At 34.0% G+C, this 19,724-nt stretch carries 18 protein-coding genes and 1 tRNA gene; 6 read left to right on the top strand and 13 right to left on the bottom strand.

The genetic code is table 11. The features are described 5' to 3' along the window. Window positions 1–73: 73 nt before the first annotated feature. A complete protein-coding gene (gene flhA, locus SFT90_04300) occupies window positions 74–2,206 on the bottom strand; it encodes a flagellar biosynthesis protein FlhA (GenBank protein MDX1949703.1) in 2,133 nt (710 codons plus the stop codon). A gap of 155 nt (window positions 2,207–2,361) precedes the next feature. Here flhA and hisI point away from each other — a divergent pair, with 155 nt between their 5' ends. Further along, entirely contained in the window at window positions 2,362–2,841 is a 480-nt protein-coding gene (hisI, locus tag SFT90_04295; GenBank protein ID MDX1949702.1) for a phosphoribosyl-AMP cyclohydrolase, read from the top strand. A gap of 100 nt (window positions 2,842–2,941) precedes the next feature. Here hisI and SFT90_04290 read toward each other — a convergent pair whose 3' ends face one another. The 7 genes from SFT90_04290 to SFT90_04260 all read right to left on the bottom strand — a co-directional run bounded on the left by SFT90_04290 (window position 2,942) and on the right by SFT90_04260 (window position 10,988). Then, window positions 2,942–4,864: a hypothetical protein gene (locus SFT90_04290; protein ID MDX1949701.1), complete on the bottom strand. Its 1,923-nt coding sequence runs from the start codon at window positions 4,862–4,864 to the stop codon at window positions 2,942–2,944. A 134-nt stretch (window positions 4,865–4,998) separates the two neighbouring features. Next, window positions 4,999–5,688 carry an SCO family protein gene (locus SFT90_04285; GenBank protein ID MDX1949700.1) on the bottom strand — a complete coding sequence of 230 codons (690 nt, stop codon included), beginning with the start codon at window positions 5,686–5,688 and terminating at the stop codon, window positions 4,999–5,001. An 83-nt stretch (window positions 5,689–5,771) separates the two neighbouring features. Then, window positions 5,772–7,070, bottom strand: coding sequence for a proline--tRNA ligase (locus SFT90_04280; GenBank protein MDX1949699.1), 1,299 nt, complete (start codon window positions 7,068–7,070; stop codon window positions 5,772–5,774). 53 nt (window positions 7,071–7,123) lie between these two features. Then, complete coding sequence (locus SFT90_04275) at window positions 7,124–7,504, bottom strand: hypothetical protein (protein ID MDX1949698.1); 381 nt, start codon at window positions 7,502–7,504, stop codon at window positions 7,124–7,126. A gap of 37 nt (window positions 7,505–7,541) precedes the next feature. Beyond that, window positions 7,542–7,886, bottom strand: coding sequence for a hypothetical protein (locus tag SFT90_04270; protein MDX1949697.1), 345 nt, complete (start codon window positions 7,884–7,886; stop codon window positions 7,542–7,544). A gap of 260 nt (window positions 7,887–8,146) precedes the next feature. Then, window positions 8,147–10,111 carry an ATP-binding protein gene (locus SFT90_04265; protein MDX1949696.1) on the bottom strand — a complete coding sequence of 655 codons (1,965 nt, stop codon included), beginning with the start codon at window positions 10,109–10,111 and terminating at the stop codon, window positions 8,147–8,149. A gap of 4 nt (window positions 10,112–10,115) precedes the next feature. After that, window positions 10,116–10,988 (bottom strand): response regulator, encoded by an 873-nt coding sequence (locus SFT90_04260; GenBank protein MDX1949695.1) that lies wholly within the window; start codon window positions 10,986–10,988, stop codon window positions 10,116–10,118. Window positions 10,989–11,195: 207 nt separating this feature from the next. Between SFT90_04260 and cysK the strand changes: the two genes are divergently transcribed. Next, window positions 11,196–12,185, top strand: coding sequence for a cysteine synthase A (cysK, locus tag SFT90_04255; protein MDX1949694.1), 990 nt, complete (start codon window positions 11,196–11,198; stop codon window positions 12,183–12,185). Window positions 12,186–12,197: 12 nt separating this feature from the next. Continuing rightward, window positions 12,198–12,677: a Smr/MutS family protein gene (locus SFT90_04250; protein MDX1949693.1), complete on the top strand. Its 480-nt coding sequence runs from the start codon at window positions 12,198–12,200 to the stop codon at window positions 12,675–12,677. Window positions 12,678–12,745: 68 nt separating this feature from the next. On the opposite strand, the gene argJ is transcribed toward SFT90_04250, so the two are convergent. Then, complete coding sequence (gene argJ / locus SFT90_04245; protein ID MDX1949692.1) at window positions 12,746–13,963, bottom strand: bifunctional glutamate N-acetyltransferase/amino-acid acetyltransferase ArgJ; 1,218 nt, start codon at window positions 13,961–13,963, stop codon at window positions 12,746–12,748. A 106-nt stretch (window positions 13,964–14,069) separates the two neighbouring features. Here argJ and SFT90_04240 point away from each other — a divergent pair, with 106 nt between their 5' ends. Next, entirely contained in the window at window positions 14,070–14,489 is a 420-nt protein-coding gene (locus tag SFT90_04240) for a hypothetical protein (protein MDX1949691.1), read from the top strand. A 3-nt stretch (window positions 14,490–14,492) separates the two neighbouring features. Here SFT90_04240 and SFT90_04235 read toward each other — a convergent pair whose 3' ends face one another. Continuing rightward, complete coding sequence (locus SFT90_04235; protein ID MDX1949690.1) at window positions 14,493–16,433, bottom strand: hypothetical protein; 1,941 nt, start codon at window positions 16,431–16,433, stop codon at window positions 14,493–14,495. Between the two features lie 127 nt (window positions 16,434–16,560). On the opposite strand from SFT90_04235, the gene SFT90_04230 reads away from it, so the two are divergent. Then, window positions 16,561–17,007, top strand: a complete 447-nt coding sequence (locus SFT90_04230; protein ID MDX1949689.1) for an Rrf2 family transcriptional regulator — start codon at window positions 16,561–16,563, stop codon at window positions 17,005–17,007. 3 nt (window positions 17,008–17,010) lie between these two features. On the opposite strand, the gene SFT90_04225 is transcribed toward SFT90_04230, so the two are convergent. Then, complete coding sequence (locus tag SFT90_04225; protein MDX1949688.1) at window positions 17,011–17,343, bottom strand: Hpt domain-containing protein; 333 nt, start codon at window positions 17,341–17,343, stop codon at window positions 17,011–17,013. 172 nt (window positions 17,344–17,515) lie between these two features. Next, window positions 17,516–18,367 carry a 23S rRNA (guanosine(2251)-2'-O)-methyltransferase RlmB gene (rlmB, locus tag SFT90_04220; protein MDX1949687.1) on the bottom strand — a complete coding sequence of 284 codons (852 nt, stop codon included), beginning with the start codon at window positions 18,365–18,367 and terminating at the stop codon, window positions 17,516–17,518. Window positions 18,368–18,525: 158 nt separating this feature from the next. Between rlmB and SFT90_04215 the strand changes: the two genes are divergently transcribed. Continuing rightward, window positions 18,526–18,611: transfer RNA gene (locus SFT90_04215), tRNA-Tyr, on the top strand. Window positions 18,612–18,654: 43 nt separating this feature from the next. Here the strand turns inward: SFT90_04215 and SFT90_04210 are convergent. Continuing rightward, on the bottom strand, window positions 18,655–19,485 hold the full coding sequence (locus SFT90_04210; protein MDX1949686.1) for a DUF4145 domain-containing protein: 831 nt from the start codon (window positions 19,483–19,485) through the stop codon (window positions 18,655–18,657). Window positions 19,486–19,724 lie beyond the last annotated feature (239 nt).

Below are 19,724 nucleotides of genomic sequence, written 5' to 3'. Positions count from 1 at the left end.
CCGATCCCCTCACCCTACCCTCTCCCCTTATAAGAGGGGAGAGGGTAAAACGCCGATATAAACACTCTAGAAACTAACCCACCTGCCCGAGTGATGTGATTTTTATTTTTGAAAAAATCTCATTTTGAGAGATTACTGGGGTTTGTGGGCGGAATCTATCAATCACAGCCCTAACATAAGGGCGGATTGCAGGAGTTACTAGAAGGCAGGCATTCTGACCTTTAAGAGAAAAACTATCTAGCTGAGTTTTTGCTTTAGTTATAAATTCCTGCAATTTTGTAGGTGCCATAGCGAGTTGCTTTTCTTCACCGCTTCCTATAAGGCTTTCAGCGAATTGTTGCTCCAAAGCTGGCGAAAGAGTTAAAACCAATAATTCATTCTTATTATTGAGATATTGATTAGAAATTTGCCTTGCAAGCCTTGCCCTTGCAAGCTCTGTAAGGATAAGCGGGCTTTGGGAAATCCTCGCACCTTCAGATAAAGCCTCTAAAATTGTAGGCAAATCCCTAATTGAAATCCCCTCTGAAAGAAGCCTTTGAAGAACTTTTTGCAGTATTCCGATAGAGATTTTACTAGGAATCACATCATCAACTAATTTCTTATGCTCCTCATCAACGCCATCAATAAGTTTTTTAGTTTCCGCAAATGAGAGTAATTCTGCAATGTTATCTTTAATAACTTCAGTTAAATGTGTTGTAATAATGGTTGGCGGTTGAACAATTGTATAGCCTTTGAAGCTCGCTTCCTCTCTCTTTGCGTCTTCAATCCATTTAGCGGGCAGGCCGAAAGTTGGCTCTTTAGTATCAATACCAAGAACATCAATTCGGCCACCGCTTGGGTTCATAACAAGAAGCATATCTGGCATTAATGAGCCTTTTCCACATTCAAGCTCCTTAACTTTGATAACATAATCATTTGCTGGGAGTTGCATATTATCTTGAATACGCACTGAAGGCATAACAAAACCAAGCTCACGAGCGATTTGCGTTCTAAGTGCCTTAACTTGATCAGTAAGTTTCTGCCCCTTAGTATAATTAATTAGCGAAAGCAAACCATAGCCTAGTTCTAAAGTGATTAAATCAATCTTTAACGCTCTTTCAAGCTCTCTTTCAGGCTTTTGGGCTTCTTCTTCCTTTTTCTTTTTCTCCTCTAAATCTTTTTGTTCTTTCTCAAAATTCTTTGCATCTTCATCTTGAATAGGGTTTTTGCCAAGTTGATAGCCAAGCAAACCTGTCATTGCTGAGAGAATTAAGAACGGAAAAGCTGGCAAACCCGGAATAACTGCAAGCAAAAATGAAATACCACAAACCACCCACATCACCCTTGGAAACCTTCCGAGTTGACCAAAAAATGCTTTATCTGATGAGCCAATAACCCCTGATTTCGTAACAAGCAAACCCGCACCTGTTGAAACAATTAGGGCTGGAATTTGCGAAACTAAACCGTCACCGATAGTAAGCGTTGTATAAATTGAAGCACTGGTTGCAAAGTCTAAATCCCTCTGCACTACACCAATAATTATTCCGCCAAGAAAATTTATAAAAGTGATTAGAATGCCAGCAATAGCATCACCTCGCACGAATTTACTAGCACCATCCATAGCACCATAGAAGGTTGATTCATCTTGGGTTTCTTTACGGCGTTTTCTAGCGGTTGCCTCATCAATAAGCCCTGCTGATAAATCGGCATCAATCGCCATTTGCTTACCCGGCATCGCATCTAAGCTGAACCTTGCGGAAACCTCAGCAATCCTGCCAGAACCTTTAGTTATCACTACAAAATTAATGATAGTTAGAATGATAAAAACTATCGCACCAATTACGATATTATTTCCAGTAACTAAAGTTCCAAAAGCGTGAATTACAGCCCCTGCGGCATCCGGCCCCATATGCCCCTCAGAGAGAATTGTTCTAGTGGTTGCGATATTTAGCGATAACCTAAGCAGTGCAGATATTAATAAGATTGTTGGAAAAGTGCTGAATTCAAGCGGTTTTTGAATGAATAATACATTTAGTAATATCAAAATTGAAAAAACCACTGATACCGAAAGCAAAAAATCTAAAAAGAAAACCGGCACAGGAAAAAGCATCACCAAAAGAACGCTAAAAATCCCAAGTGCGAATATAACATCAGTATATTTTCCAAGATTCAAATATCTTGAAATAAAACCCTGATCCTCAAGCTCTATTTGTTTTGCTTCCGCCATTAATTTGGTTTTTAGTAGTTGGTTGTTAGTAGTTGGGTAAATTAAGCCCAATCCCTAACCCCCAAACTATCATTGACTCAAAAAGATTATACTATATTTAATTCTCAGCAAAATAAAAACTCAAATTTTATTATTATTACAGCATCTATTTTTTTATGAGTGAAACTTTATTCAAAAAAAGAATTTCAGTTGAGCAAGTTGAAGAAGGCAATGAGCTTGCACCAAAATTTGATGAACATGGCTTGATGCCGTGCGTTACAACTTCCGCCAAAACTGGTGAAGTGCTTATGCTTGGCTATATGAACGCTGAAGCGTTAGAAAAAACCATCACAAGCGGTGAAGCCCATTATTGGAGCAGAAGTAGAAAAATCCTCTGGCATAAAGGGGCAAATTCAGGCTTCATTCAAAAAGTGGTTGATTTACGAATTGATGATGACCAAGATGCAGTTTGGCTTCAAGTTGAGTTAGTTGGGCAGGAAGCTAGTTGCCACGTTGGCTATCGCTCTTGCTTTTATCGCTCTATTCCTACTGCTGATGATAGAAAGAATGGCGAAGCACTTATTTATCGTGAAGATGCAAAAACTTTTGACCCGCTAGAAGTTTATGGCGATGTACCAAACCCAACTATTGTTTAATGTTTGATTAATTAGGAAGATTAAGTGAGCATTTTTTTTAATTTTAGGAAAGCCATTGCCTTAGTAAAAAAAAGTAGTTTTAGATTTTTTTCTTGAGAATTTATTCAATTCCAAATTCCATTTTTTTTTGTTTTTTTCCGCTTGGAGATGATATAATTATTTCCACACCATTATCTTGTTCACGATTGTTTTTTGAAGTTTTTACTTCCACATTAGCTTTTGATAAAGACTCACCTAATTTTTTTAAAAAATCAATATCAGCTTTAGAAATGCCGTTAGCTCCTAAAATCTCTGATGTTGCTTGTAAAGCTTTAAATCCATCTATATTTTCACCTTTATTCAAATCTTTAGCTATATCTATTAATTCCTTACTTTCAACCTCGCTTATTCCATCTAGATTATACTCTTTTAACTTTTGAATAAAATCTCCCGCCTTACCACCCATTATTATTTTATTTGGATCTGTTTCAAATGCAATATCTTCCCTTCTATAAAAACCTTCTATTGATATTGAATTTACCTTTTCATCAATTTCTAAATTTATTTTATATTTTTTCCTTAAAGACTCTTTCAATTCAAATAATTGTTTTTTTTCTTCATGAGTAACAATGCCATCTTTAGCTATTTCATCAATTAATTCCCTTGATATATTAAGAATTTCATCTCTGCTTTCTCCAGAGGAATTTTGATTATATACTTCATCCCAATATTGAGACATCTGTTTTCTAAAAACAGCCTTTTTACCTCCTTCATATTGCATTTCTGCATGTGTAGATCTTCTAAAATACTTAGAAAAATTGTCTGAATAAATTATATAATGTTTGCCATCACCCACATTAGAGGGACCATGAAGAGAATTATTTGCATGAGTTGCATAAGAAGTTCTAATGGCATCATGTCCTTTAGATTTTAGATATAATGTCTCTACATCTACTGCATTTGATTCTGAAATAGAATCCATTATACGAGCTTTTAAAGAGTAAAGGTCAAGATCAAAATTCCTCTTAACATAATAAGCTTTGTGGAACTGAGGATCTATTTCATATAATTTATCGCTAAGATCTAGGAAAATTTTTTCTTTTTCTTGATTTATCTTATCTTGAAGATATTTACCATCTTTAGTATTTTGTATTTCCCTAATTATCATATTACCAGCAATAACAAAATCACTATAATATGATAAATCCCTCTCTACTGCATTTTCTAAATCATTATTTTTAGATTCTAAGCCTCCTTCTATCTTTTTAAGTGTTTGAAAAAATTCTTTATAAGTTATGTCATCCTTTTCCAGCTCTTTTAGTAAATGCTTGTCAGAATCAAGAGTGTGCGGTGCAATTAGACTTAAAACATCCTTTTTTAGTTGACCTTTATAAATTTCAGAAAAATGTTTCGATCTAAATTCTTCTGTTTCATAACTATACTTCTTCCATACCGCAGTTACTTTCTGTTTAGCATCTTCAATTGTAGAAACTATATTAGGGTTATCCTTATTACTTTCATAGTATTCTTCAAGCTGGAATTTTTTATTAGCATTATATATAGCATCGCTATTTTTTGATCTAAAAGGATCAATTTTCATTCTTTTCAAATAAGAATCATAGTTCATGTGAGCAAGCTCATGAATAATTTTCATATCTAAAGGCTCACCAATTTCACTGAATATAGAGATGCTTAAAATTGGCTCATTCTCATTTTCTAAATTTGAAGAGCTTTTTTGATTGCTTTTTAACTTTATCTTTCCTGTATAAGAAATTTCAGGAATTGATTTACTTAAACCTGCTAATAACTCCTGACCAACACCATTTTTTTCAATTTTATCAAGTTCATATTCAAGTAAACCTCTTTCGGTATGCCGGAATGGCAGAGTGCCACTTGGATATAACTCGCTAGAATGCTTAATAAATTCTTTTGGTAACTCCTTTTCTGGAAACTCCGAAACATCTATTAAATCCCGCCACTTATAGAGATTGGTATTTACAACTTCTACATTTTGTAATTGCCTTTGTAATTCTATTTGCTTCATATGAAGCTTTTCGTTAGTTAAGACATATTACCACTAAAAAGTTAATAAATGGTTAATATCGCCATTCTGTTCGCATAATTTATATTTTTATTAAATAACTTTAGAATTAAGATAAGGCTAGATTTAATGATTATTCATTTTATAGTTTTCAACTTTGAAATAATTTCATCAACAGGGCTAGCGTGAGTGAAGTGAGAGATATATTTCCCTTGCTTGTTCATCACATAAATTATTGAGGAGTGATTCATATCATAGCCTCCATCTTTAGTGATGCCTGATTTTTCAGCATAAACTTTGTAAGCTTTTTTTGCTTTTTCTAATTCCTTTTCGCTTCCAGTTAAACCAATTATATTACTGTTAAAATTCACTAAATATTCTTTAAGCCTTTCTTGAGTATCCCTCTCAGGATCAGTTGTGATGAAAACCGGTTGAAATTTTTCCGCTTCTTGCCCAAGCTTTTCCATAGTCAATGAAATTGAGCTTAGTGCAGTAGGGCATATCATTGGGCAGTGGGTAAAGCCAAAATAAACAAGTGAATATTTGTCTTTTAAATTTTCCTGCGTGAATTTATTTCCATTTTGATCGGTAAGTTCAAAATCTCCACCAATTAAAGCCTCACCAGTTGTTTCAACATCTTGAGAGTCCGCAATATTTTCAGTTAAGCCACCATAAGCATTTTCAGAGTCAAAATCAGCGTAATTCTTAATTGATTTAGCTTTTTTCAAGATAATTTTTTCGTGCTTATCTTCTTCATTGTAAAAATGATTTAAGGCTATAAGCCCAAGCGTTGCGGTTATAATTATTATTTTTGTAGAGTTTTTCATAGTGTAATAAATTATATTAAGAATTGGTTTATAAATAAATGCGGGGTGATACTCTGAGGCTAATAATCAAAAATCTATGCTTATTAATTACTGCCTAAAATTTCTTTAACCCACTCAGCAACCGAAGAAATTGGGATTGATTTCTTCTCACCAGTTCTGCGGATTGTAATTTCTGCATTGCCTTCTTTCACGCCTTTAGGGCCAATTACAATGTGGTAAGGGATACCAATTAACTCAGCGGTTGCGAATTTTGCACCTGCGGAGTTATCTGTGTCATCATATAAAACTTCAATTTTTTGCGATTGGATTTCAGAGTATAATTGCTCGCAAACTTTGCTGCACTCTGCATCTGCAGGGCGAAGATTAATGAGAATTATTTTGAAAGGTGCAACTGCATCAGGCCAGATAATTCCTTTTTCATCGTGATAAGCTTCAATGATAGAGCCAATCAGGCGAGAAACCCCAATTCCATAACAGCCCATTTTCACAATTACATTCTGCCCGTTTTTATCTTGAACTTTCGCACCAAGTGCAGCGGAATATTTTTCACCTAAATAGAAAATATGCCCAACTTCAATACCCCTTGCGGTTTTGAGTTTTTCTGCAGGGATTGGGCAATTTGCAGGGTCGTGCATTTCATCAGCACGAGCGTATAGAGATTTTATTTTTTCAATATCAATATTTTCGCCCTCAAAAGATTTTTCATAATCGGCATCATAAAAAATTTGGCTCTCGCCAGTATCCGCAATGATTTGGAATTCGTGGCTTAAATCACCGCCGATTTGCCCAGTTTCCGCACGAAATGGAATTGCTTTCAGCCCCAATCGTTTGAAAATCCTGAGGTAAGTTTCAAACATTAAATTGTAAGATTTTATTGCGGATTCCTCATCAATATCAAAGCTGTAGGAATCTTTCATAAGAAATTCTCTGCCACGCATAACGCCAAATCTAGGGCGGATTTCATCACGAAATTTCCACTGAATGTGATACATATTTATCGGTAAATCTTTATAAGATTTAACATTATTGCGGAAAATATCGGTTATAACTTCTTCATTTGTAGGGCCATAAATGAGTTTTTTCTCGTGCCTATCTATTGCAACTAATGTTTCCGCACCATAACTGCCACGGCCTGATTCCTCCCAGAGTTCTGCGGGTTGCATTGTGGGCATAAGAACTTCCAAAGCCCCTGCCCTGTTCATTTCCTCACGAACAATATTTGAGATATTATTTAGAACACGAAGCCCGAGTGGAAGCCAATTATATATACCACTCGCAAGCTGGCGAATCATACCGCTTCTAAGCATTAGGCGATGGGAAACAATTTGTGCCTCACGCGGATCTTCTTTTAATATTGGTAGGAGAAATCTAGAAAGTTTCATATTTTATGAATAATATTGCAGAAAATTTATAAAGAGATTTGAGAAATCAGCAATTAATTATTCAATAAATTTTTCATTTTATTTATGCCATCATCGGTGAGGCTTTTTAACTCTTTAGCTCTATCTTCAACTGATTGTTTGATTGTTGTAGTAGCACCATCAACATCAACTGAAGGAAGTTTATTCTGGATATTTTGAGGCTGAACCTGAAATGGATTAACCTTTTGATTATTGTTATTGTCGTTATTATTCCTATTCAAATAACCCTCAGCAAGCCTCTCGGAGCGAATTCTAGCCTGATATTGCTGAATTGTTTCCCTTCTTTCATCTGGAATTGTGAGCCTATTTTCCCCTATATCATTTTGAAATTGAGAAAAAGCCTCAGATGAGTAAAGAGAAATAACCGCCAGAAATAATGTATAAAAAAATTTCATATTATTGCATTCTAACTTTTTTAATTCCACCTAGTGTTTACCTAGTTTGTTGCCTTAAATCTCTTCTATCTTGGCGAAAATCTCTCTTAATACCAGCCCTTTCGTTTTTAAGATTTCTAACTGCGTCATTTCTTTGCTTAACTAACTCTCTTTTAGCTTCTGGAGTTTCAGCATTTTGGATATTATTTCTAAATTCTTGCTTAGTATCTTTAATTTGGGAATTAATACCTTGAACGGCAGTATTCCTTTCCTCCCTAAGATTCTGTTTCGCATTGCGAAAATCTTGAATTGCAATTTGCCCTTGCCCAGCATTTTGCGAGTAAGAATAGGAAGATATAATTGTAAGAGAAATCAAAGAGATTAATGCAAAGATTTTTTTCATAAAATAAGTTATTTAGGTTAAATTTTATCAAATTAATTAAACACTAATAACACAAAAATAATTATCCCGCATTATAAATTTTAGAGTAATAATTGGGATTGATTGCTAAGCATAAATATTATTAAATTATTTGTTATTTTTCCTATTAAAGTGTAACCTCGCATTTACTGCGGGGTTAATTGTTGAAAGTATTTCCAGACCTAAGTTTTGAGCTTGTTTTGTGTTTAACCCCGCAATAAATGCGGGGTGACAATTAGCGGTTATGCCGAAATTTTTGCATAATCCAAATCAATATTATAATTCATAAATTTGGAAACTTTTTCAATTTCAGAAATGATAAGGCTATAAAATTCTCGCTTTTTCTCTGGGGATTCTGAGAAAAATTTTTCTGCATCTAATGCGATATTACTCAAATTATTTGCCCCAAAATTAGCTGATGCACCTTTTAATTTATGGGCTGCATCTCTCCATTCATCAAGGTTATCATAGGCTAAGGCTTCAGCAAGTGAGGTAATTGATAATTTTGCTTGCTCAAAGAAAAGCGAGGTTAATTCTCTCTCCTCTTTTTTATCGCCATCAGTAAATAAACTAAGGTGGTTTAAGTCAACAGGATCATTGTTATTAGCGTGATTTGGCGATTGCACTGAAGTTACGCCTAAGTCAATATCCACAAATTTACTAAGCACATCAAGCAATTTATTACTCTTAATTGGCTTGGAAATATATTCATCCATGCCAGCTTTTAAGCATTTTTCGCGATCACCATTCATTGCATTGGCGGTCATTGCAATAATATTTAGGTGAGAATTTTTGCTTTTCTCCATCTCACGAATTAACTTAGTTGATTGATAGCCATCTAAATTTGGCATTTGGCAATCCATAAACACAATAAAATATTCATTCTCATTTACTTTTTCTATGGCTTGCATTCCGTCTTCTGCCATATCAATATCTGTGAAGCCCATTTTAGAGAGTAATTTTTTCGCAAAAAGCCTATTAACTGGGTGGTCATCAACTACTAATATTTTTGATTTTCTATCAAAATTACTAAAATTATTTGTGCCAATTTTTTTAGAATTTATAGGCGTTTCAGAAACAATTTTTATCGGAATTTCAAACCAAAATTCTGAGCCATAATTAACTTGGCTATTAACGCCAATTTGCCCGCCAAGCATATTAACATATTCCTTAACTATTGCTAGCCCCAAGCCTGTTCCACCATATTTTCTAGTAGTTGAATTATCTGCTTGGGTAAATTTATCAAAGATTTTTTCTATTCTTTCCGCTGGAATACCAATTCCAGTATCAAAAACGGAAATTTTAATTTTATTTTCATTCGCTTCCGCAATAATTTCAACCCCGCCTTTTTCAGTAAATTTGATCGCGTTTGATAATAAATTTCTAACTATCTGAGAAAACTTAGAATAATCGCCCATTACAGCCTGCGGAATATCTGAAAAATATTGAACTTTAAGCTCACACAAACCTTTATCTTTAGCAACTGGAGTATATAATTTACACAAATCACTTAAGGCTTTTGTAATATCAAATGGCACTTCCTCAACTTCCATCATACCGGCTTCAATCTTAGATAAATCAAGAATATCATTTAATATATTCAGCAAATTATCGCTTGAACTATAGATTAATTTTACAAATTCTTTTTGCTCATTCGTAAGCTCTGTATCAAGTATCAACTCAGTTAAGCCCATTATTCCATTCATAGGCGTTCTAAGCTCGTGGCTCATATTAGCTAAGAAATCAGATTTCGCTCTATTCGCAGCCTCGGCTTCCTGCTTAGCTTTTAGAAGGTTTTCCTGCTCTTTTCTATTTTCAGTAACATCATCAATAATGCAAACTAATTTCCTAACGCCTTCGATATCAATTTTATTAATACCAACTTTAACTTTGATGTTTTTTCCATCTTTAGTAACACCATTTAATTCAGATTCAAAGCCAATATCGCCTTCTTCTTCCGAATTTCCAAAATTGAGATATAAATTAAGATAAGTTTCTAACAGATTTGCACTTTCTTTTGTAAAGAGCATTGAGGCTTGGTTTCCAAGAACATCATCTCTTGAAAAGCCAAAAATTCTCTCTGCGAAATTATTATAATTTGCAATATTTCCCTTGTTATCAATTATAACAATTCCGTTTAATATTTTGTTCAAAACCTGATTATAAAAAATTGAAGATTTTGAGTTATTATCAAGAAGTTCAAACATAAAATTAATTGTTGGTTACCTTATATTTTTCTAAATATCCGAAGATTTTTTCCTTTGGAAAAGGCTTAGCAACAAAGCCTTTTGCACCTTTTTGAACGGAATTTACAATATTCTCCTTGTAAGCATTACCACTTAACATCACCACAAAAGAATCATTATCAATATTGTTAAAACTATCCAAAAGCTTCATTCCTGAGCAATCCGGCAGGTTGATATCCATAAAAACAATGTGAGGTGCGAAGTTGATATATTTGAAATAAGCATCTTTAGCGTTTTCTGCTTCAATCACTTCATATTCTTTTTGCAAAATATTTTTTACCAAACGACGAGAAAACGCATCATCTTCAACCAGTAATATTTTTAGCTGATTTGATTTATTCCTTCTTGATTGAATGGTTTTTATAAGCTCTGCATCAAACTCATTTACATTTGAGAAATCAACAATTTGCTCTTCTTTTGCATTCACAGCTACAACTTCCGCTTCAAGCTGATTAATTTGGATTTTTTTATTGACTATGGATTTTATTATCAGTGAATTTTTTTCTAAATCGTAGAAATTTACTAGTTTTGATGCATCATTGAAAGATAACTCAGGGTTGATATTTCTTAGAGATTGAACAATGTTATCATTAATTTTTGTGATAATTATTCCTTTATAAAAGCAGATAATTTCATAATCACTAAAAAGATAAATTTGAGCTTCAACACTAGAGAAAATTTTTGTAAGGCTTTCTAAAGTTTTTCTTGCATTTTCTTTATGATTTTCTGTGTTTATTGAAGTTTTAATATGAACAGCACGCCAACCAAATACATCTTTAGAAATCTCATTAAGATTAGTTAAAATAATCTTTTCAGTATTTTCAGAAATTATTTTCATATATTTATAATTTTCTTTATATAACCATATAAAGCAAGGCTTATGCCAAAAATAATATCGTTATTTATTAATAGGTTAGCTGTAACCACAAAAACCAACTGAGCCATTTTGATACATTTTAGCAAAGAAGATTAAAACAATCATCGCCCTTTATTTTATAAAAATAGAGATTATATTGATTTATGAAAAACAACTTAAAAACATTCTATGACCCAAGCTACAGCTAAAATTTCTAACTCAAATCTACCTTTCACAACTAAAGGGAGGGGTAAAATTTATAATAATATTATTGAAACTATTGGTGATACCCCGCTTGTTAAACTAAATAAAACTGCTGAAAAAGCTGGTGCAAAAGCTGAAATTTTCGCAAAGTTAGAATTTTTTAATCCACTTTCATCAGTAAAAGATAGGCTAGCCCTTTCAATGATTGAAGATGCTGAAAAGACTGGAAAACTTAAAAAAGATTCTATTTTAGTTGAGCCAACTTCTGGCAACACAGGTATAGCACTTGCATTTATAGCAGCTGCTAAGGGTTATAAATTAATACTCACTATGCCTGAGTCTATGAGTATTGAACGCAGGAAAATGCTTAAAATTCTTGGGGCTGAACTTGAGCTAACAGAAGCGGCAAAAGGTATGAAAGGTGCGATTGCTAAAGCTCAAGAGATTGTTGCAAATAACAAAAATGCAGTGATGTTGCAACAATTTGAAAACCCTTCAAACCCATTAATCCACCGCAACACAACCGCAAATGAAGTTTGGAATGACACAAAAGGTGAAGTTGATATTTTCATCTGTGGCGTTGGAACTGGCGGAACACTTACAGGAACAGCAGAAGTGCTAAAATCAAAAAAACCTTCTGTAAAAATTATAGCGGTTGAGCCAGAGGATTCCCCAGTTTTATCAGGCGGTCAGGCTGGCCCTCACAAAATTCAAGGTATCGGTGCAGGCTTCGTGCCAGCTATTCTAAACACCGGATTAATTGATGAAATTATTAAGGTTTCAAATGAAAAGGCCTTTGAAACCGCAAGAAATACCTCAAAAGATGATGGTATCCCTGCTGGTATTTCGTCTGGTGCGACTATATATGCAGCATTAGAAGTTGCTAAACGTCCTGAAAATGCAGGCAAAAAAATCGTTGTGATTTGTGCTTCTTGTGCAGAAAGATACATCTCAACAGCTCTTTTTGATTTCTAATTTTTACTTCTAATGTTTGAAGATGAAGGCTGGAGTGATTTTGTTAAATCAGTAAAGAAAATCAGCACTAAAAAGCTAGATGAAGTTTCTTATTTACCAACAAAAAATCTTCAGCCTGATTCTAAAAAAACTAAAAATGAATTTAAGAAAATTGAAGTAAATAATCTTTTCAAAAATTCTTTTTCTGATTCTAAAACTCCGGAAAAACCTTCTAATAAAGCTCTCAATTCACATTATTTATCAGCAATTAAAACTGGCAAATTAAACCCTGAGTTAAAAATTGATCTACACGGAATGAATATTAATCAAGCTCACAAATATTTTATAGATAAAGTGAAGCTAGCACAGAGAAAAAACCTTAGTTTTTTGCTTATCGTAACGGGCAAATCAACCTATGAAAACGCCTTAAACAAGGGGGATTTTTCTATAAAAACTATAAAATCTGAAATTAATGATTGGATAAATAATTCAGAGATTTGCGAATTAGTTTAAATCTTCTGCTCCGCAACAAAAAAACACGGTGGCGATGGTGCTTTCTACCTATTTTTGAAGTAAAGATTTTAACTTCTATAATCAGCGTTGATTTCAATATATCCGTGCGTTAAATCAGTTGTATAAACTTTTGCAACTCCTTGCCCTACACCGATTTCAGCTTTAATGTTAATTTCAGAATTTTTCATATAAAGGCTTGCTTCTTTTTCAGAATAATTTGGGTTTAACTGACCATTTAATGCAGGCTGCAGATTCCCAATCCAGATTGAAGTTTTATCTCTATTAGCTGGCTCTCCGCATTTGCCGATTGCCCCAATTATTCTGCCCCAATTTGCATCTTGCCCAGCAATCGCGGTTTTCACAAGCGGAGAATTTGCAACCGCCAAAGCGATTTTTCTGGCAGAATTATTATCTTTTGCACCAGTAATTTCAATCGTTACGAATTTTGAAATTCCTTCGCCATCCCTCACCACAAGTTTTGCAAGCTCAAGATTTACCTCAAAAAATTTCTCTCTAAAATCAGAAAAATTTTTAGAATTTATATCTTCAATTTCCTCATTACCTGCTTGATTAGTAGCAAAAGCAAGGATTGTATCTGAAGTTGAAGTATCACTATCCACCGTGATTGAGTTATAAGTATCAAGTGTAACTTCTGACATTAATTCTTGCAAAATATTTGCAGGAATATTCGCATCTGTGAAAATAAACCCAAGCATTGTTGCCATATCTGGTGCAATCATTCCAGAACCCTTTATAATACCAACAATTTTTACCTCTCTTTCACCAATTTTAGCGGTTTTATAAATCGCCTTATTGAATGTATCAGTTGTGTTAATTGCAACGCAGGCATTCTGCCAATCGCAAGGTTTTAGCTTGCTTTCAAGGGCCTCCAGCAGAAGCTTGTCATTTATAGGCTGACCAATAATTCCAGTAGATGCAATATAAATTTCTTCCTTAGGAAAATTATAAATTTCATTAATTTTTGATGTAGTTTTGTTGATAGTCTCAATGCCTTTTGCACCGCAGAAAACATTGGAATATCCAGAATTCACAACTAGTGCAGAAGCCTTGCCATTATGGAGAATATTTTTACACCAAACAACAGGCTCACCCGGCATTGAGTTTTTAGTAAAAACACCAGCAACAGATGTATTTTTTGCGAAACGAACGAATAAAACATCATCTTTTTTATACCTCATTCCAGAGCAAGCAGAAAATAACTCAACCCCCGAAACATTTGGTATTACTGGAAAATCAGAAGCAAATGGCGAAACTTTACCAGACATAAATATATTATTTTTGAAAAAAATTGAAAAATTCTCTTTTCGTGCTATAAACCAAGATTGGTTTGATTTCAATTAGATATGTTATAATTAAATTGCATCTTTTTTAATGAAATTATTTTCGGTAAATATTTTATCACTCTTTGCAATATTCCTTTGCAGTGCCTGCATGCAAGAATTTGTTGAGAAAGATTATAAATCAACAGTTGCTGGTTATGATGCAACAAGAGGAAAACAAACTGATGATGGTAATGTTTTTGCTGTTACGGATAATTCAGTTAAATCTAGACTAAACAATAATGTTCCAGTGATTATTAGTGACCCTCTTGCAGTTAGTAATGGAACACCAACACCACAAAGAGTTAGTTATAGCCCTAATGTTTTTCAAAACTCTCCAAGCAATCCTTATGGTTCTTTAGGTTATGCCCCAACAGGATTATTTAATCCGAATGTTATGATGCAAAACACCTCACCAGTTTATAACCAACCAGCGATTGGAAATAACATCTACGCTCCTGTTAGAAGATAGGTTTTAAGAATAATTATCCCCAAAATTGTGAAGCTGATAAGTTTCAAAGCAGTTAGTGCAATCATCAAAAGTTTGCTGATTATAAACTTCTTCAACCTGCATTGATTCCTGCGACTCAGATAAATCAACGACTTCAGGAGAGAAAACAACTTCATTCAATTCAGATGATGTTTCTACATCATCAAAGCTTAAGATATCTGCGGATACGCTTGCTTGAGTATCTACAAATTCTGAACTATCACCTTTCTGGATTGACTTAAACATTTGATCATAATTTTCAGCTTTTATAACTCTAACTACTCCCCCTGTTCTAGTATCGTGAGAAAATAAATTACAAGACTGATTAAACTTTATATCAATTCCTCCGTTTGCATCAACTAATGCTTTAAGTTCAGGATTTGCAGTGTTAACCTCTAAGGATTTTTTATCAGCAGAAATTTTCAAAAAACTAGGCAAATTAGAATTGGCAGAATAATCTTTTACAAACTGCCCAGTCAAATTATACAATTTAACATTAATAATTTTAGAAATTAGTGAGCCACCATCTTCCAATACACTCTCGTGAATTGCATCATTCGATGTTAAGAAAACATCTTTAATACCACCATCAGATTTTATAGTTGTAAAATCAGGAGTTCTAAAAGTGCTGTTTTCGCATAATGCAGCAATACCAACAACTTCTACGCCAAAAGTTTTACCTGAGGTGCTGGCAAATTTTAAGAATGCACTAGCTGCACTTCCTAACATATCTGAAAATCCACCAGGCTCATTTGGTATCATTAAAAAATGTGAACCTTTATATTCAATAACTTCATATTTGAAATTTTGAGGAATGCCACTAGGTGCATTAAAACCTTGATAATCAACTAATTTAACTTTTTCACCAGCAGATAATTTAGGAATTTTTATAACTAAATGCATATTACTTATTTCCTCGTGAGGATTCCAATATTTATACCCACCCGGATCATTAATTAAATCTTCACCAGTTGCACCATGATCACTAATTTTATAAAAAGCATCAATCTTCAAGTCTTTAAGAATATCCTCAACATTCTTAGTTACTTTATTACCATACATTGAATAATCATAATCTTCATTTTGAAGGTATTTAGATAATAATGATGGATCAACTTTATGATTATTATTTGGACTTGAATTTTGGTTAGAATTACTTTCATTACTGGAGCTATTACCATTGGAATTACTTGAATTATTCCCGCTAGAAGAATTTCCACTTGATGAGCTTCCATTGGAAGAGTTACTATTTGATGAATTAGAATTATTCAATAATCCATTTAATAAACCCATACCACTATCAGGATTGGCTTGCTGAGCAGGTGGCGTAACAGGAGGTGCTGGCGGTGCAGGCGGATTTGATACTAAATCAACTGGAGGTGCAATTGGCGTAACCGGAGGTGCTGGCGGTGCAGGTGGGTTAGCAACTGAATCAACAGGTGGTTGTAAATCCGCAGGGGGTAATACTGGCGGTGTTGTTGGGGGTGTTGTAATTGGAGAAGAAACATCATCTGAAGCATCATCATTTGAACCAGTAGAGTTCGTATTTCCACCGACTGAATCACCCTGATTAGAATCAACCGCATCTGATATTCTATCCACTATGGCATCAATTCTATCTCTAATTGAGCTTATTACTCTGCTAATTAGATTATCAACAAATGTAGAACTTAAACCTAAATCTTTTAGTTTTGATAGGCTAGAAACTAAATTAGAGACAATTTCAGTTAATTCCCTAACTTGATTTTGTAGAGCTGTTAAGTCTATTGAGTTTTTAGCTACATTTTGCGTTCTGGCACCCTGAGGAAGTTGGTTTTGAGCATCATCTGAATTTGTTGCAACAGGCATATCAGCAAGTTTGTAACTACTTAAAACCCTATTATTTGAATTCCTTAAAGACATATTAACCCCATTTGAAATTGGCATTTTTTTCTATAATAAGTTAAAAAAAGGTTAATTGCAACAAAATTAATAAAATTTTAATTATATTTTAATGGATTAATCTATATAATTTTGATAGGATTAATAGAAGAAACAAAATTCAAAATCTTTTATGCTTTCAATGAAAGCCAAATATGCACTTAGAGCTTTAATTTTTTTAGCTAGAAGTAGCGATAAGTTGCATCAGATAAAAAATATCTCGCAAGAGTGTGATATTCCTTATAAATTTCTGGAAACTATAATGCAAGAGTTAAGAAATCACGGAATTCTTGCCAGCAAAAGAGGGATTTTTGGCGGATATTATCTTGCGAAAGAGCCGATAGAAATTTCCGTTGGTGCAGTGATTCGCTTCATAGATGGCCCTCTCGCACCAATAAGATGTGCAAGCGTTACGGCTTATCAGAAATGCGATGATTGCAAAGATGAAAAAACCTGCGAAATACGAAAAATTATGATTGATGTTCGCAACTCAATTTCAAATGTTCTTGACTCTAAAACCCTTCACGAGATTGCAGAGCTTGACTTCCACAGGGTTGATTATTTAAGTTATTTTATATAAAAACTAACTAAACGCCTCAACCAACTTACTCATTTCAAGATTAATCACTTTTAGAATTTTTAGGAATTTATTTTTATCATCATCAGCTTCAAAAAATTCAGCTTTACTGCATCTTTCACCAAGTTCATTGAACCCAAGATTTAACGCACTTCCTTTTAGTTCATGACATGCATCATGCCATTCATTCTTCTTTCTTTTTACATCTTCTAACAATAGAGAATTTTCTAATTTGAAGATGCATTTTTCAAATGTCGCAGAAAATAACTGAAGCAATAGCTTCTTTAGGTCTTTATCCTCACCTGCAATTTCATCTAATCTGGAAGTAACGATTTGCATTAAATTTTTTGATTAATTACTCAGTATATTTATCCCCCTGCTTGCGAGGGAGATTAAGACGGGGGCAATAAGCTAATATTTGAAACAATTTTAATGCCCACCCTTACCCTTCCCCGTAAAAGGGAGAGGGAATGTAAAATAAAATCAGTTTAAGATAACAAAACCAACTTTATCAACAAAAATTATTTATCTTGATACTATGCAAAGCAATTGCCGTTGCGACTGATGCATTTAGGCTTTCAACCGCATCACTAATTTCCACTTTGACCAGATAATCGCACAAGGCTTGAATATTTTCACTAATCCCCTTCCCTTCACTGCCAACCACAAGGCAAATATTACCTTTTTGCGTAAATTTATTGACTGAAATTTCCGCCTTGCCACTTAAACCAACAATTATAAATCCCTGCTCTTTCAAATATTCTAGCGACTTAGAAAGGCTTGAAAACCTAGCATAAGCAACGCTTTCAATATACCCCGCCGAAGTTTTTGCTATTGTAGCATTTTCTGGTGGAGAGTTTTTATCTTTAGAAATAACACAATCCGCCCCAAAAGCTTTAGCACTTCTAATTATTGCACCAACATTGTGAGGGTCAGTAATTTTATCAAGTGCTACGATAAAATTATAATTCTCAGAAACATCTTCAATAGAAGGTTGGCTTAAAACCTCAACCTCAGCCACCAAACCTTGATGCGTAACTTCTTCCTTAGAATTTTTCAGGTAAAATAATTTATCAATTTTTTGCGGATCTAAAACTTCAATATTTAATTTAGAAATTTCTTTATCAGAAAGATTTTCCTGCAGAAAATTTAGAGAATTTTTGGTGCATAAAACTCTAAAAATTTTTCTATTAGGGTTTTTAATTGCAAGCAAAACTGGGTGCTTACCATAGAGAAGATAATTTTCGCCATCATCATTTTTACTAGCTCTTTGCCTATAATCCTGCTTAAAATTATTTTGCTTCTCGCTTCTATTTTCGCTGTAATCTTTTTTGAAAGGCTTATTAAAAATTCTATTTTTCATTTTATTTTTAGTATTATTTTTACCGCTTAATTATACAAACAAATTTTACTTTGTCATAAAAAGGTGGAGTTGATATTTAATATCCTATTGACAGCTTAAGGCTAATAAACTAATACGCCTTTTAATTGATTAGATTCTCTAGTTTTTTTCTTTAATATGGAGGGATGGCCGAGCGGTCAATGGCAGCAGACTGTAAATCTGCCCTCTCACGAGTTCGAAGGTTCGAATCCTTCTCCCTCCACCAATTTTTATCTATATTTCAGGATATTGATTGACTGTTGGTTGGACTATGCTTCTACGGATGTCTTATCTCTTTTAGCAATGCCTTCTCGTACTTTTTCAGGTAACCGCTCCGTATATAGCTTCTCTAATCGCTTTGGCTTAGAAATCATTTCTTGAACGATTTCGTTCACCAAAAGAAACAAGGTATGAGAAGTTGTCAAGTCATCTAAATCATCAATCTGGCCCGGATGAATTGCACTGTTTCCGGTAAACCTAACTATATCCAATGTCATCTGCACCCTAGTATCCATACCTTTTTTAACAAGATCGGCAATTTGCTCATTGAAGTTACTGCCTTTGGCATCGAGATATTTGCAAAGCAGTTCGCAACATAGTCTGAGTAAGGCAGCGGCTGCTCGCGGCGAAAGAGAATGAATGCTGCGTGCTTCATTATAAATCGCTTTAATATGCTCAGGCATATCATCATTAGGTTGTTCTTCTACGGATATTGAAGGATATACAATTCTAACACCAATCCAAAGCGAAGCTTTTCTGCAACTTACTTCTTTGCACACACTGTAAAATACATTGGAAAGCTTGTTACTCATGGTGGTGTATTGACAGCTCTCAAAGACAAGTTCACCCGCTTCACAGAGCTGTGCTTCTTTAATCCACTTTTGCATTTGTTCGTCTGTCAGCACTTCTTTAGTTTGCTCTGCTTTGATATTTTTTATAACTTGTTCAATTTCTTTGAGACGTAAGATGTATGGAACGCCATCTATAGATCCTACCGAATTAGCGTAAGCATTATACCAAGTGTGTGATGATTTAGTTCCACAATGGGGGCAATGAAACGCTGTCAATTTTGTAGATGGGGCGACATAATTCTTTTCCATAACATCTTGTCCAAGTTAGTTAAATTATACATGAATATATAGATTAAATCTGAAATGTCAGTGAATTAACAATGTACTCTTCCTTATCACGCTTATCTTTCTCTTGCCAATGAATCATCCATCCAATATTTTGAAGTTCCTCAATTAAGCGGTTCGAGGTTTTTCCACTACGGACCACCACTAATTTAGAAAGTTTAGCTAAATCGCTTATCTAAAATTTTTTATAATTTGATTTTCTA

It is taken from the genome of Rickettsiales bacterium (assembly GCA_033762595.1).
GTDB lineage: Bacteria > Pseudomonadota > Alphaproteobacteria > Rickettsiales > UBA8987 > JANPLD01.
Note: the sequence above shows the minus strand (reverse complement) of the source record. Positions and strands in the feature narration are given on the sequence as shown.